This window comes from Pseudomonas sp. LBUM1655 (assembly GCF_059716085.1).
The window spans coordinates 4,263,745-4,276,587 of the sequence record NZ_CP166801.1 but is presented as its reverse complement, the minus strand read 5'-3'; the positions used below and the strand labels follow the sequence as shown (position 1 = coordinate 4,276,587).

Sequence of the window (12,843 nt, the reverse complement as noted above, 5' to 3'; positions counted from 1 at the left end):
GAAGCCATGCATGCACTCGAATACTCTCTGCCTGACACCCTCGAACGCCTCTACAACAATCAGCTGGCGCTTGAAGCCGCGATCATGGAGCTGACGCTGCTAGTCGAGCAGCAGGGGCATGCAGAGGCCGGCGAGAACGTCCGCAGCTCTCTGCAATCGATCGGCGAGAACGAGGGGCACATCCGGCAGGGCCTCGCCAAGCTGGTTCTACAGCACCGAAGTGATGACTGACAGCCGCATTGAACTGCACTCAATCGACGGATACTATCGGCATGCCAATTTGCTATCACATAAGGAAAGTGTAATGTCAGAACAATCATCTTTTGATGTCGGCGATCTCGTAACCATCAAGTCTGGCGGCCCATCCATGGCGGTCAAGCTTGTTCGCTCAAGCGGGAATTTTGAATGTCAGTGGTTCGCTGGCAAAAAGTTAGAGTCGGGCATTTTTCCCGGCGCATCACTTGTGCCGTTTACTCCTGAGCCGATTAAACCGGCTGAGGACAAGCAATAACCATGGACGCCCAAAAGGTTGCGGATTGGATGCTTGCGCAGGTTGAGAAGGACGGGTGCGTCTACCAAGACGACGCGGTCGATTACATCGTCAGGGCCAAGGCCGAGGAGCTGCTTCGCGAAAATAGCGACGGCAACCTCGTACTGGGAACCCCAGTGCTGAATGCCTTCAAAAAACTCACCCCTGAGTCCGTCGTTTGGGTCGGACCAGATCGGTACTGGAGATGGCGTGTCGCGGAGGATGAGCCGGGGCGAAATGCCCGAGGCTGATAGCTGAAACAAAGGGCGCTCTCCGTGGGCGCCCTTGTCGTCTGTGCTGCACACCGGTCATTTGCCTTTCTTCCCGCTCTCTACCTCGATTGTTGTGCCGGAATTGGCACACTCGGTCTGTGCAGGAAATCCCAGCTCTTCGCGCAGCACTTGCTCGATGTCTTCCAGGGATAGCCTTTCCACCATCGAGCCAAAACCTGCGCGAAAACCTCTCATCACCGCTCGCTGTTGCTGCTTCACGGCTTCACTGGCACGACGTGACTCGAGCTCGCTCTGCACGTCGCGCAGCACCCTTTGAATCAACACACTTCTGCGCAGCATGATCCACCTCCTAGAACGCTGGCCCTTGCGAGCTGCTGCCCTTCATCTGCGACCAGAACTTGTCGAACTCGGCCTCGCTCATGCCAGAGATATCAGACGCGGTGACAGCACCGCGCTCATCAGGTGCCCTCGCGGCGCCGCCGAGGTTGGCCAAGCTGGTAGGTGGCTCACGGCGTGGTGCCTGACGGGCAGTCTTGAAACCAAGCGCCTGCGCCTTCGCGTAGATTCTTTCCGCTGGGTTGGCCCCACTCTCCAAACACTGACGGGCGAATTCACTCAACGCAGTGCTACGGATCATTTGAAATTGTTCCTCTGTCGCTTGCGGGTACAGCTGGCGTATCTGCGCGTCTGCGTTGCGTTGCACCAAGTCGACCGCCTGTTCGTAATCCGGCACCGATGCCGCGAACTGCTTCTCTAAATTGTCGACAGCGAGGGTCACCTGCTGGTGCTGTATTGCAGCCTGCTGCTGTTGGGCAGGACCGTTCTGCAACTGCTCGAGCGCCTGGGCGAACTGGCGTTCCTTGGCCTCGATATACCCGCGAGGGTCTTCGTCGAAGTCGGGAATCGCGGCCTGTGCAGCGGCCTGCTGTGCCTGTTGCTGTGCGGCTTGCTGTTGCGCGATGAACTGTTGCAGCTGTTGGGCCTGGGCTTGTACCTGCAACTCGAGCGCTTGGCGCTTTTGCCGCTCTTCGTGGAGAGCCTGGAGGGGCACCTTTTTGCCACGACCACGCTGTTGCTCCGCTTCTTCAACACGGTCGGCTTCGCCCTGACGGGTGTCGTCCACGTCGTTGCTGACAGGAACGTCTCGCTCGGCCAGCATGGTTTCCTGATCATGCAGATCGGCGGCGAGCGAGTCGGACATATCGCCGCTGCCATCGTCCTGCAGGCCAACGCTGCCGGTGAGTTCCGCCGCGAGGCTTTCGCTCAGATCTTCGTTCTCGGTGCTCATGCGTTTGCTCCTCGCGATGGGTTGCGTTGGGGTTTGGCGCTGCCTTGTACTGGCACTGCTTTTGTCGGTTTGGCTGGAGTCGATAATCCGTAGCGGTCTTTCAGTGCATCGGCACCGGCAGTCGTGGTCGCAGCTACCGCGTTGCTTTCCAGCACAGCAGCCAATTGCTTTTGCAACTCGGCGACCTGCTTTTTGTGAGTGACTTCGGCCAGGTACTCGTTGACCTCATCTGTACTGAGCGCGCACCTCGAGATCTGATCGGGCGACCAGCCGAATACACGGCCCATGCGCAGCTTTTGGCGTTCTGCTCGTTGGATGCGGATCAGCCAGGTCAGCATTTCCCCCTCGGCAATCGCTGCGCTGCGTGCAGCGATCTCACTCGGCACGTCAGTCAGCACACTGCCCAGATCGAACAGCGGCTTGTCGAGCACGACGGTGTAACCCCCGGTTCTGACCTGGGTGATCCGTGCCCGTGAAAAGTCGACGTGATTCAACTCCGCCTCACGGCGCAAGTTTTTCAGTTCGGCGGCGTCGAAGCCGACAACATTCCTATCCATTTGCGACTACCTCTGTGTGTTTGGCGGCGGTGATCTTGGCGCGCAGCAAGTCGAGTTCGGCTTTGCGGGCGGCGGGTTTACTAGTTCTGGTCAAGGCGCGCAGCCGCTTCTCGGCACTGAACAACGCGGCCTGTGCAGTCGGCAGTTCGGCTTCGAGCATCCGCTCGATCTCTAGAAGTTTGTCCAGCGCTTCACGCGCTGCTGTCACGGCAGCGGCGGCATCGACTGCTTCTCTGTTAGCGGTATTCATTTTTCTTACCCCCGTCTGTGCGCTTCCAGGCGCTGGTTTGCTTGCGGTAGAGGTCGACCAGTCCACGCTTTCCGGCTGCTAGGTACGGCACAAATGCCGCCCTGGCCGAGGCCCGCGCTTCCTTCATGATCTTGTCCAGTTGGTCGGCGCGCTCGTCGTCATTGAGGGTCGCCCAATACTTGGTGCGCATCAGGTTCCCGGCTGCCGCGTGCATGCGGGAACCGGCGATCTCGTTCAGTTCGCGCAGTTGGTCGTCGTTCAGATCGAAGCGCTTGCTGCGCTGGCCTTGCACTTTCGATGGCACACTGAAGTGGGGTTGCATGTTCCCCGGCACCCAGCCGATGCGGCCAAGTTCGAGACGCACAGGGTCGTCGGATGGGGTGGCGATTGGGGTAGGGCCGGCGCGGCCGATCTGGCGCTGCGCCTCCATGAGCGGCTGGCCGAAGTGGTCAGTCTTGATCGGCAGGGACTCGCGGCCGAAAGTCTCGCCAGGCAGGCGATATTTGAGTTGGTCGAAGAAGTCGCCCCGGTCGGTATCACGCTGGTACGGGTCGCCGTATCGGCCGATGTGCGAAAGCAGCGTGACCGGTTGTGCCAGCGTGGCGCCGCTGCGGGCGAGGAAGCTTTCGCCGTACCTATCAGGGTCGGACATGGCCTGCATGACACCGGAGAGTCCCTGCAGCCAGGTCTTCGAAGTGAAGTTGCGGCCGATCGCTTTGAAAATACTGGCCAACCCCAGATCCTGATCCTCGGCACCGGTTGCGATGTCGGCAGCGACACCAACGAGGGAGGCCAGCGGCTCAATGCGGTTGTAGGCGTACCACTTGCCGTTGACCTTCATCGAGTACGGCTGATTCCCGGCAGCGAGCCACGCCCTGCGCTCTTTCTGATCTTCGGGACCACCACCCGACAGCGTTCCATTCATCGCGCCGACAGCGCCGAGGGAGATCAGCAGCGAGCCGATACCCATGCGGGCGAACGCCTCTTCCTGTTTGGCGCCACCGGCTTTAATGTCGGCGCGAACCTCCTTGAAAATCGGGGCGGCCGGGCTGTGTTTGACGGCGTAGGTGATGAGGTTGGCCGGCGTCTTCAGGAACGGCACAATCAAGTTACCGGTACCGTGCGGCAGCGAGTGGCGCAGGTTGTTCACCGCCTGCGTGAGTTTGCCAGCCTGGTTGTTGAACGTATGGAACAGCGCTGCATCCTGGCCAGCCTCGGTCAGATCCTGGGGCGGGTTGGCGATCAGCTCTTGCACACGCTTGTGTACTGCGGCTGGACCTTGACCTGTCAGCTCTTGGGAAGCCATGCGGTAGGCGACTGAATAACGCTCCATACCATCATTGAGGTTCTTGAAGAACGCATCTTCCGACTGCAGTAGGCGCAGTGGTACCCCCCACACTTTCTGGCCTGGGTGATCCGTGCGGTAAATCTCGGCCTTGTTACCGCCGAAAGCGTCCTCGCCCGTACGCCACGAATTCACTGCGCCCTTGGCACCGTTGATTGAGCCCTCGAGCATGCCGGCCAGTTGGTAGGCGGCTTCACCCATGCGGGTTTCGCCATTCAGGCCAACGACCCGTTTCGCGGCTCCGATTCCTCCAGCCAAGGCGCGAGTGGGAACCTGCATCACGCTGGTAAACAGGTTGCTGACCATGTTCACGATGTGAGTATCTGGCGAGCTGAGCAGCGCGGATTTGTAGAACGTCCAGAAGGCGTCAGACCCTGAAGCGCGAGCCATCTTGTTGGCCGCTTCGACACCGCCGACACGGGCGGCAGTGGTCAGCGCATCAGCGATCGCCTTGGCCCCTTGAGCACCGCCGACAGATTCCAGCATCCGGCCGGCTTCTTTCATCGTGGTGACATCGGCGCGCATGGCAGACATGGCCCGACCGATCTCGGCGCGGGAGGACATGACGGCCTTCTGTGTCGTGCGTAGATCTGCGAGCGATTGCAGGAAGTTGGCCTGGTCGATTTCACCGGCCGTACCGGCTGTGATCTTGTTGCCCAGATCAAGGACTTTCAGCGTCTGATCTTTCAACAGCCGAGTTGCCGCGACCTGCTCTTCAGCGTTGAACGCAACGCCTACGCGATGCTTACGCAGCTTCTCGACGGTAGTGCCGGTCAGTGCGGCGAGCCGGCCGGTTTCTTCCCAACTGATCGTGCCACGACGCGCCGCTTCGATATCAGGTTCAACATCGCGCAGCAGGTCCAGGCTCTTGTCCATCTGCGTCTGGTCCATGCCCATCGATTCGAACAAGGGGCGGACATTGGCGCTGCCAGCGAATGGCGTTGGCGCAGCGGCAGCCTGTGGTGCGATCGGAGTAGCGCTGGCCATTGGGGGCGGGGTTGATATAGGCGCAGCGGCGGCCTGTGACTGCGGCATGCCTTGTTGCTGCTGCGCTGGCATGGGCACAGGCTGTGGCTGTGGTGCGGTCATGTTCGGACGACGGAGGCCACCGGCTGCGCCCATGAGTCCACCCATTACCGCGCCTTGCCCTGCGGCGCTACCGACACCTTGGGTCAGTGGATTGCCCAGCGCAGCATTCTGCATCATCTGTTCCTGGCCCGACTGCAGCATCTCTTCGCCCGTCTCCATACCGGCGCCGATGCCCATCCGGGTGAGCATGTTACGGCCAGCAGCAGGACCAGCCGCGCCACTCAGTATGGCGTCGATGTCAGCCGCGCCAAGTCGACCACCCAAGCCAGCGGACCCGGCACCAATAAGTCCAGTGAGTCCGCCTGCGCCGAGTGCGGCGGCTGTTTGGCCTAGCGTGAGATCGCCCGTCTGCTGGACTGTATTAGCGGCTTGCTGACCTGCCGTAGCGAGGCCTTCGCCTGTACCCGCACCAACAAGTGCAGCGCGGCCAGTATTCAAACCTGCCGCCCTGGCACCGATCGCCGCGCCTTTACCAGCGACACCACCGACAACCATGGTCGGTACGGACTCGATCACCTGGCCAGCGGTGTACGCCGGGTTTTGCAACATAGCCGCGATCGTCGGACCGAATCCCTCGGCGTTCGCCACCTCATCGCGCTGCGCTTTGGCCTGCGGCGACATTTCATCCTCGAGTACCTGGCGTGCGGCCTTTGAATCCATGCCGTGTTGGGCAAGCCAAGGCGTGACCGCGCCCCCGGTCAGTATGTCGCCAATACCCGCGCCTGCATCGAACAGGTTGTAAGCACCGCGCCCGACGTTGCCGCCAATATCAGTAATCCATTGGCCCGCTGTACGGTTGGGTGATTCGGTGCCCGCGTCGTCCAGGTCATCACCAAAGGCCGACACCGCTTTAGCTGCGGGCGGCGCTTGTGGTACAGGCTGGCCTGGGGCCTCCGGTTCAAGGGCGTCACCGAAGGCGCTGAGTTCGTCACCGAAAGCGGACAAGGCCATGTCACGCACCCCGCTTTACAGCGACTTTGCCGCTTGCGGGATCGATGTACGCAGCGCCGGCTGGCAGTGCGTCATAGTCGGCCTTGGTTTTAGGCGCGGCCGGACTCTTGGCGCTGGTCTGTGCGGGTGGGCGTGCCATCGGATTAGCACCGCTGCCATGCATCAAGAGTTCGGCGCCCTGCATCGGCTGCTTGGTGAATTGCGCCGACGTCGCACCTGGCAAACCTTGCACTGCAGGGCCAACGCCAGCGTTGTCGTCGGGCATCACTTCGCCGAGAAGCTGGTCCATCGGGTCGGCTTTGCCTGGCGCGTACTGGCGGTAAGGCTTGCCGTAGGGCTTATAGGTGTTGGTGGCAGGGTCAAAAATGTGTTTCTGCAACATGCCATTTTCGAGCGGTTCTTCCAGAACCTGACGCGGCGTCGGTACTTTCGGACCGGGCGGCTGACCGCCACCGCCACCACCGGCAGCAAGGCGGGCTTGTTGTTGGGCGAACTGGCTGGCTTGCTGTTGCAATTGCGCAGCACGGTGCTGCTGCAAGGCATCACCGCTGTTCGCTTTCAGGATCATTTCCGGGTCGATGCCAGCTTGCGCTAGGTATTTCGCCATCGGTCCCAGTTGTGCCTGCAAGGCAGGATCCTGAAACGCTTGCTGCTGGCGCTGTGCGGCTTCCTGCTTCGCCTGGGCCTGCGCTTGCTGCAACGCCACTTGCTGCTGTTGCTGCGCAATCATCTGTTCGCGGTACTGCTGCAGCGCCTGGGATCGTTGCATTTCGGACATGCCCGCCAAGGCCTGACCGAGGCGAGCACCGCCGCTTGGGTTGCCTTGTTGTGGCCCCGACTGGGCGAGCAAGCTGGTGCCGAGCTGGCCAAGTGGGGTGTTAAGCCCACCGATGCCTTGGTTCAGCATTTCCATGATGGTAGCCATTTCGGTTTCTCCTGCTCGGCACAGTGGCCGGCGTTAATGCAACGGCGGTGAAGTCGTGGCTTTTTCCACCACGGCGTCATCGACAAGCTGTTGATGGTCCAGCCCCAGCACACTGGCGAAGGTGCCGTCGCACACGGCGTTGTAGTGCGCGCTGACTGGCTGCTCGAACGGCGTACTGCACAGTCCATACGACTGGGCGGCATTCGTCATCGCGGGGCCTGGGCTGTGGATCAGGCTGGCCATTGGCGTACGCGGCGGCAGAAAAAGAATTTTGGCGGTCATGGCTGCATACCTTCTGGAGTGGCGGTGCGGGGTTGGCGTTTGGCACTGCGGCGGGTGCGCAGCTCGGCCTGTTCGGACGCCAGCAGGGTTTCGACCTTGGCACGCAGTTCGGGCGTCAGGGCGCCGTGATCTCGGGGTACTACTTCGAGTACGCCATCGACTTCGAGCAGGGTGTGAGCGTCGTAGAAACGAGACATCTTCGATCCCCTCTTGCGTGGGTTGGCGCTCAATGCCACACGCAGCCGGCACTCGGCGTCGGTCAGGAAACTGGTTTCATTCAGGATGAAGCCGGCGATGTCCTCGAGGTTGTAGGCCTTGGCAGGCCGGCCGCCTTGTGGACTGGCGGATGGCACATCGAAGGCCCCCGGTAGTTCGGCGCGGTGCAAGGTGAAATAGGAGGGGTCGAGCCCTGCGAGGCTGGCCAGTTGCTGCGTGGTGATGATGGTTTGCATGTCCCCGACCTCCCCAGTCAGGTTTTCTGTTACGTACAATCTAGTGCTTATTATTCCATTTGGATATTGGACTTATGGCAATTATTGCTGTATTTGAAGTAAATCAGACGAGCGGTATTGGCGGTTTTTGGTGGGCTGTGCTAAACGCTAAGCGCTATCACTGATTTCGCAGAGCTTAGGTATCTGAAAAATATGGGAAATTTTTCGGCGGGGGGAATCTAAGCGGTATCGTGATTTTAAAAAATAGTGCTGAAGTCATACGACCCTATATGTATATGGCGCGTGATCAAAAGACCCGATACCCCACCCCCACGGGGGTCGATTTCTGACACCCTGGCCCTTTCCCTGGCAGCCCCAGCCAGCAGTCGTGCCTTCTGCCTTCACTCGACGTCATCGGCTCGAGCGATCAATGATCTGAATGTGTGCGGCGGCGTCCAATGATTTGGTAGACATGGCCCTGTTTTCCTGGGGCTCAATCCGTACCGATTAGGGTATACACCAGCGAGTACCGCTTGTCGGGTAGTTTGCCCTGTACCGAAATACCGCTTTCAATACCCTAACGAGTACTCTTATATTGAATACACCCAAAACGGTATAGGAGAGTACTCCCATGTTTATTCGTGCCTACTTACGGGCTAGCACAGAGGATCAGGACGCCAGCCGTGCCCGCGAATCACTCGAGCAGTTCGCCGCCAACTACGGCAAGGACATCGCCAGCGAGTACCTGGAGAATGCCAGCGGAGCAACCGCAGATCGCCCTGAATTGCTGCGTCTGCTCAAAGGTGCGCGCAAGGGGGACGTGCTGCTGGTTGAGTCGATAGACCGCCTCTCGCGCCTCCCTGCGGAGGGCTGGCAGAAACTCAAGGGGGTTATCGACTCCAAAGGGCTGCACATCGTCGCGCTGGATCTGCCAACCACCCATCAAGTCATGAAGGCCGATACCGGCGATGAGTTCACCGGCCGGATGCTGGGAGCGATCAGCAGCCTGATGGTAGAGATGATGGCTGCCATAGCCCGCAAGGACTACGAGCAGCGCCGCGAGCGCCAAGCACAAGGCATAGAGAAGGCCAAAGCTGCGGGTGTATTCAAGGGGCGCCAGATCAACCACGCCCTACACGGCCGCATTGAACAGTGCCTGGCGTCGGGCATGAGCCTGCGCAAGACTGCGGAGGCGGTCGACTGCGCTCTCAGCACAGTGCAACGCGTCGCGAAGGCAATGCCTAAAGAGTTGATCGGCACAGTGCAGCGGGCGATGCGGGGGTGAGCAGTCAAAACTGCTGATTGGCACATTGACGAGGAATCGGCCTTGTCGCTATGTTGTCGCCTTGTCGCTATCTTTTTCCCCATTGTGCCGACCTACACAGTACAGAAGCCCTATGAACTCCCATATCAGCACATATAGTCATACTATTCACCCCCTATCTCCCCTTCATCTCCAAATCATATAAAAACATAGAGACATAGAGACAACTACTGTGCAAGCCTCGGCCTAGAGCTATGCCAGCCTGTCGCTATGTGCTGATAAAACACAGCGACACGGCCCCACGACTCCGCGACATAGCGACAGCGAAGCGTCGTGTGCTAATTTTTTAGCGCCGCGTGCCTTCCGCTGTCACTATGTGTCGCGGTGTTTGTCGCTACCCTGCATGGCGACAATGTCGACAGCTCGCCCCTCGACATCACGCAGTAATAGCTGTCATTAATAACGCTTATTGCGCGCCTCGAAGATCCGCTACCGAAGCCCATAGTTCCTCGACATAGTTCGCCCACTTCTGCATCGCCTCGCGTCGCTGCCCCAGCAACTGTGCTCTGGCGTACGTCGCCCCCAGTGCCCCTGGCATGCGGTGCCCAAGACAAAGCTCCAGCACGATCGGGTCGAGGTCTAGGATCTCATGCCCGAGACTGCGGAACGTCGAGCGGAATCCATGACTGGTGATGATGCCGCGTTCGTAACCCAGCCCCGTACGTATGCGTACCAATAAGGTGTCGGCGGATATCGGCACGCCGAACTTTCCAGAGGAAGGAAATACCCACGTTGGCAGGTCCACGGCCTCGCTGGCAGCGGTCTTTCCAAAAGGCGTGGCGCCGAGTGCCCCTTTCCTGTTCAGTGCCTGGCTGTGCTCTTGTAGCGCACGCAATTGGCCGACAGCTTGGTCGGGCAGGGGGACGATGTGCGGTTGGCCGGTCTTGGGCACCGTATAGCGCCATTCGGATTTATCGAGGTTTACTTGCTCCCACCGCATCGCAGCGAGTTCAGCGGGGCGCACCGGTAACAGCACCATAAGCCACAGTGCCGATATCACGGGATCGTTGTAGGCGACGAAGTTGTTCAAGCGGCGAAGGAACTCGGCCAGGTCGTCGGGTGTTTCCAGTGCAGCGCGGTGCACCGTCTTGTGTTTCTTCAGCAGCCCTGAGCGCCGGGCGGCGACGTTCTTGTCTATCAGTTCGCGGTTCATGGCGTGGTCGAGGATCTGGCGCATCAAGCCGAGTGAGTAGCGGGCCATGGTGGGGGAGGAGGTGAGGCGTTCCAGCACCGTCTTGACGTGGCCAAAGGTGATGTCCGTAACCGGCACATCGCCCACGACGGGGTATAGATGGTTCTTCAGCGCGCCGCGATGGCCGGACAGGGTCTTCGCTGCCAGGTGCGAATTGAAGTCCAGCCACTGTTCGGCGACCTTTTTGAATGTATTCGCCACTTTGGCCTGCTGTGCTTCCTTTCTGGTCGTCTCTCTGGCGATCTTGGCTTGCAGGGGGTGAATGCCCTTTACTACATCGTCCCGAGCTTCCTGTGCCCGAACGCGCGCCTCATCAATGGAGGTGTTTGGGTAAGTGCCGAGGGCAAGTAGACCCTCTTTACCATCCATTGAGAACTTGAATCTCCATAGTTGTGAGGTGCTGGTAACTTGCAAAAACAAACCTTTGATAGTTCCTTCGGAATGTTTTCCAAGCTTTCCGTCCTTGATTATGAGTGCGATGTTCTCGTCACTGTCTGCTTTGCGTTTGGCTGGGGTAGTTGTCATGGGGTATCCGAGCGCGGCGAAAGGGTGTGGATACCCCAAAAATACCCCGTTTTCTGATAGCGAACAACGGAAAAAAGGGGTATGTTGATATGTATCTAAGCGAATAACCCATTATATATTGGGCTTTCAGTCGGTAAAGATGAAATCACCGGTGATGACTGGACTTCATAATCAAATCCCATACAAGCACGAATAAAGCGCGCACCTTAGCTCAGATGAATGAACACTCGCATGAACTGACTTGGCTCCAGTCGCGTTATCGGATAATTCCTACAATTAATGAGGAAAGGGACTACGGCCAAACTAGGATCAACGTAAGGAAGTGCAGGGATGGTATCGGCTTATAGTTGGCTGTGTTTGTTTTGCAAGTGCTGGATGTCAATAGTTATTTCATCACTGTTTAAGTGTGCTGATTCGTCGCTTTTTTGTTGTTGGTTGTTTTGCCGTTATATCCCGGCATAAAACTGCTAAATGCACTCGTCGAAAATGACATTGCAGGTAGAAAACGATCGACAGGTAATCAGCCTGCCGGCGGTACCGGCCGGCTGAATACGCTGGATCAGTGGCTGGAGCGCCCAGTCATTTCCAGCGCCATGTCGCTGGCGTAGCTGTCGGTCATGCCAGCGATGAAATCGATCATGCGCAAAAACGATGCGTGCAATGAACCTTGTGGGTCCGGCGCATTGTTGCCCAGCAAATCGAGGATGCGTCGGCTTTTGAACGACGGAGTACGCCCATTGTGCTGTTCCAGCGCGGCGCCGCAGAACGAATTGAGCAGAATCTCCAGCGTCGTATAGGCGCCGATTTCGTGCAGGGTTTTGCGTTTGTCCTGAAAGATCTTCTTGCGCGCAATGTCCTTGGCGTTCAACACACACCGCTTGGCCGGGCCGTGCATGTGCTCGACCAGATCGCCGTGCAACGTGCCGGCGAGCAGTGCGTCCTGTTGCTCGACAAAGGCCCGCGCGGCGGCGTTGGTCAAATGCTCGATGGCTTTGCCGCGCAGGATCGCCAGTTTGCGCCGCCGCGAATCCTGCGGACCGAGTTGGCGATAGGTTTCCGGTAAATCATCGCCCACGAGGCCGAGCAGCAGGGATTCGACTTCGGCGTACTCCAGCAACTCCATCTCAAGACCGTCTTCGAGGTCGATCAGCGCGTAGCAGATGTCGTCAGCGGCCTCCATCAGGTACACCAATGGATGGCGCGCCCAGCGTTGGTCTTCCAGTTGCGGCAGGCCGAGCTTGTGGGCAATTTGCTCAAGCAGCGGCAGTTCGCTCTGATAGCAGCCGAACTTGTGCTTCTTGTAACCGAGGGAGTCGGCGTGACGAGCCGTCCACGGATACTTCAGATAAGTGCCTAGGGTGGCGTAGGTCAGGCGGGTGCCACCGTCGAACTGATGGTACTCAAGCTGCGTGAGCACGCGGAAGCCCTGGGCATTGCCTTCGAAGTTAAGGAAGTCACCGCGCTCGGCTTCGCTCATGCCGTCCAGCCAGCCGCGGCCGGCCGCTTGCTGAAACCAGTGGCGAATGGCGTCTTCACCGGAATGGCCGAACGGCGGATTGCCGATGTCGTGAGCCAGGCAGGCCGACTGCACAACCATGCCCAGGTCGGCAGGATCACACCAGTCCGGAAGGGCACTGCGCAGGGTTTCGCCAACGCGCATGCCCAGCGAACGGCCCACGCAGCTGACTTCCAGCGAGTGGGTCAGGCGTGTGTGGATATGATCATTACTGGTGACCGGGTGCACTTGGGTTTTACGGCCCAGGCGACGGAAAGCTCCCGAGAAAATGATGCGGTCATGGTCTTTATGAAAAGGGCTGCGGCCAAGTTCTTGCGGGCTGTACAGCGGCTTTCCGAGGCGTTCGCGGTTGAGCAGGGTTTGCCAATCCAAGGCTGATTCTCTCCGTCAGGTGACTGAATTGACC

General features: G+C 59.1%; 14 protein-coding genes. 4 read left to right on the top strand and 10 right to left on the bottom strand.

The window, feature by feature from the left end:
• Window positions 1-6 precede the first annotated feature (6 nt).
• From ACA074_RS19030 to ACA074_RS19020, 3 genes are read left to right on the top strand one after another with little or no spacing between them, the layout of a single operon-like run.
• A complete protein-coding gene (locus ACA074_RS19030; protein WP_497677596.1) occupies window positions 7-231 on the top strand; it encodes a hypothetical protein in 225 nt (74 codons plus the stop codon).
• Window positions 224-511 (top strand): YodC family protein, encoded by a 288-nt coding sequence (locus ACA074_RS19025; protein ID WP_497677595.1) that lies wholly within the window; start codon window positions 224-226, stop codon window positions 509-511. Before ACA074_RS19030 ends, ACA074_RS19025 begins: the two co-directional genes overlap by 8 nt.
• A 2-nt stretch (window positions 512-513) precedes the next feature.
• Window positions 514-780, top strand: a complete 267-nt coding sequence (locus ACA074_RS19020) for a DUF6953 family protein (protein ID WP_497677594.1) — start codon at window positions 514-516, stop codon at window positions 778-780.
• A gap of 57 nt (window positions 781-837) precedes the next feature.
• Here the strand turns inward: ACA074_RS19020 and ACA074_RS19015 are convergent, their stop codons facing one another.
• Genes ACA074_RS19015 through ACA074_RS18980 form a run of 8 tightly spaced genes read right to left on the bottom strand, consistent with a single transcriptional unit; the run spans window position 838 to window position 7,901 of the window.
• Entirely contained in the window at window positions 838-1,101 is a 264-nt protein-coding gene (locus tag ACA074_RS19015) for a hypothetical protein (RefSeq protein ID WP_497677593.1), read from the bottom strand.
• 10 nt (window positions 1,102-1,111) lie between these two features.
• The gene (locus ACA074_RS19010; RefSeq protein WP_497677592.1) at window positions 1,112-2,050 is read right to left on the bottom strand and encodes a hypothetical protein; all 939 of its coding nucleotides are present in this window, start codon (window positions 2,048-2,050) and stop codon (window positions 1,112-1,114) included.
• Window positions 2,047-2,607, bottom strand: coding sequence for a hypothetical protein (locus ACA074_RS19005; RefSeq protein WP_497677591.1), 561 nt, complete (start codon window positions 2,605-2,607; stop codon window positions 2,047-2,049). The genes ACA074_RS19010 and ACA074_RS19005 overlap by 4 nt, the downstream gene beginning before the upstream one ends.
• The gene (locus ACA074_RS19000; protein ID WP_497677590.1) at window positions 2,600-2,857 is read right to left on the bottom strand and encodes a hypothetical protein; all 258 of its coding nucleotides are present in this window, start codon (window positions 2,855-2,857) and stop codon (window positions 2,600-2,602) included. Before ACA074_RS19000 ends, ACA074_RS19005 begins: the two co-directional genes overlap by 8 nt.
• Window positions 2,844-6,242, bottom strand: a complete 3,399-nt coding sequence (locus tag ACA074_RS18995; protein WP_497677589.1) for a hypothetical protein — start codon at window positions 6,240-6,242, stop codon at window positions 2,844-2,846. The genes ACA074_RS19000 and ACA074_RS18995 overlap by 14 nt, the downstream gene beginning before the upstream one ends.
• Before the next feature lies 1 nt (window position 6,243).
• Window positions 6,244-7,167, bottom strand: coding sequence for a hypothetical protein (locus ACA074_RS18990; RefSeq protein WP_497677588.1), 924 nt, complete (start codon window positions 7,165-7,167; stop codon window positions 6,244-6,246).
• Window positions 7,168-7,200: 33 nt separating this feature from the next.
• Window positions 7,201-7,449 (bottom strand): hypothetical protein, encoded by a 249-nt coding sequence (locus ACA074_RS18985; protein ID WP_497677587.1) that lies wholly within the window; start codon window positions 7,447-7,449, stop codon window positions 7,201-7,203.
• The gene (locus ACA074_RS18980) at window positions 7,446-7,901 is read right to left on the bottom strand and encodes a hypothetical protein (RefSeq protein WP_497677586.1); all 456 of its coding nucleotides are present in this window, start codon (window positions 7,899-7,901) and stop codon (window positions 7,446-7,448) included. The genes ACA074_RS18985 and ACA074_RS18980 overlap by 4 nt, the downstream gene beginning before the upstream one ends.
• A 610-nt stretch (window positions 7,902-8,511) precedes the next feature.
• Between ACA074_RS18980 and ACA074_RS18975 the strand changes: the two genes are divergently transcribed.
• Window positions 8,512-9,165 (top strand): recombinase family protein, encoded by a 654-nt coding sequence (locus ACA074_RS18975; protein ID WP_497677585.1) that lies wholly within the window; start codon window positions 8,512-8,514, stop codon window positions 9,163-9,165.
• A gap of 445 nt (window positions 9,166-9,610) precedes the next feature.
• Here the strand turns inward: ACA074_RS18975 and ACA074_RS18970 are convergent, their stop codons facing one another.
• On the bottom strand, window positions 9,611-10,921 hold the full coding sequence (locus ACA074_RS18970) for a tyrosine-type recombinase/integrase (RefSeq protein ID WP_497677584.1): 1,311 nt from the start codon (window positions 10,919-10,921) through the stop codon (window positions 9,611-9,613).
• 559 nt (window positions 10,922-11,480) lie between these two features.
• A complete protein-coding gene (locus ACA074_RS18965) occupies window positions 11,481-12,809 on the bottom strand; it encodes a deoxyguanosinetriphosphate triphosphohydrolase (RefSeq protein ID WP_187679561.1) in 1,329 nt (442 codons plus the stop codon).
• Window positions 12,810-12,843 lie beyond the last annotated feature (34 nt).

Excerpts from the sequence above, each read along its gene's own strand:
- ACA074_RS19030 (WP_497677596.1), top strand. The coding sequence starts at position 7 with ATGCATGCACTCGAATACTCTCTGCCTGACACCCTCGAACGCCTCTAC.
- ACA074_RS19025 (WP_497677595.1), top strand. The coding sequence starts at position 224 with ATGACTGACAGCCGCATTGAACTGCACTCAATCGACGGATACTATCGG.
- ACA074_RS19020 (WP_497677594.1), top strand. The coding sequence starts at position 514 with ATGGACGCCCAAAAGGTTGCGGATTGGATGCTTGCGCAGGTTGAGAAG.
- ACA074_RS19015 (WP_497677593.1), bottom strand. The coding sequence starts at position 1,101 with ATGCTGCGCAGAAGTGTGTTGATTCAAAGGGTGCTGCGCGACGTGCAG.
- ACA074_RS19010 (WP_497677592.1), bottom strand. The coding sequence starts at position 2,050 with ATGAGCACCGAGAACGAAGATCTGAGCGAAAGCCTCGCGGCGGAACTC.
- ACA074_RS19005 (WP_497677591.1), bottom strand. The coding sequence starts at position 2,607 with ATGGATAGGAATGTTGTCGGCTTCGACGCCGCCGAACTGAAAAACTTG.
- ACA074_RS19000 (WP_497677590.1), bottom strand. The coding sequence starts at position 2,857 with ATGAATACCGCTAACAGAGAAGCAGTCGATGCCGCCGCTGCCGTGACA.
- ACA074_RS18995 (WP_497677589.1), bottom strand. The coding sequence starts at position 6,242 with ATGGCCTTGTCCGCTTTCGGTGACGAACTCAGCGCCTTCGGTGACGCC.
- ACA074_RS18990 (WP_497677588.1), bottom strand. The coding sequence starts at position 7,167 with ATGGCTACCATCATGGAAATGCTGAACCAAGGCATCGGTGGGCTTAAC.
- ACA074_RS18985 (WP_497677587.1), bottom strand. The coding sequence starts at position 7,449 with ATGACCGCCAAAATTCTTTTTCTGCCGCCGCGTACGCCAATGGCCAGC.
- ACA074_RS18980 (WP_497677586.1), bottom strand. The coding sequence starts at position 7,901 with ATGCAAACCATCATCACCACGCAGCAACTGGCCAGCCTCGCAGGGCTC.
- ACA074_RS18975 (WP_497677585.1), top strand. The coding sequence starts at position 8,512 with ATGTTTATTCGTGCCTACTTACGGGCTAGCACAGAGGATCAGGACGCC.
- ACA074_RS18970 (WP_497677584.1), bottom strand. The coding sequence starts at position 10,921 with ATGACAACTACCCCAGCCAAACGCAAAGCAGACAGTGACGAGAACATC.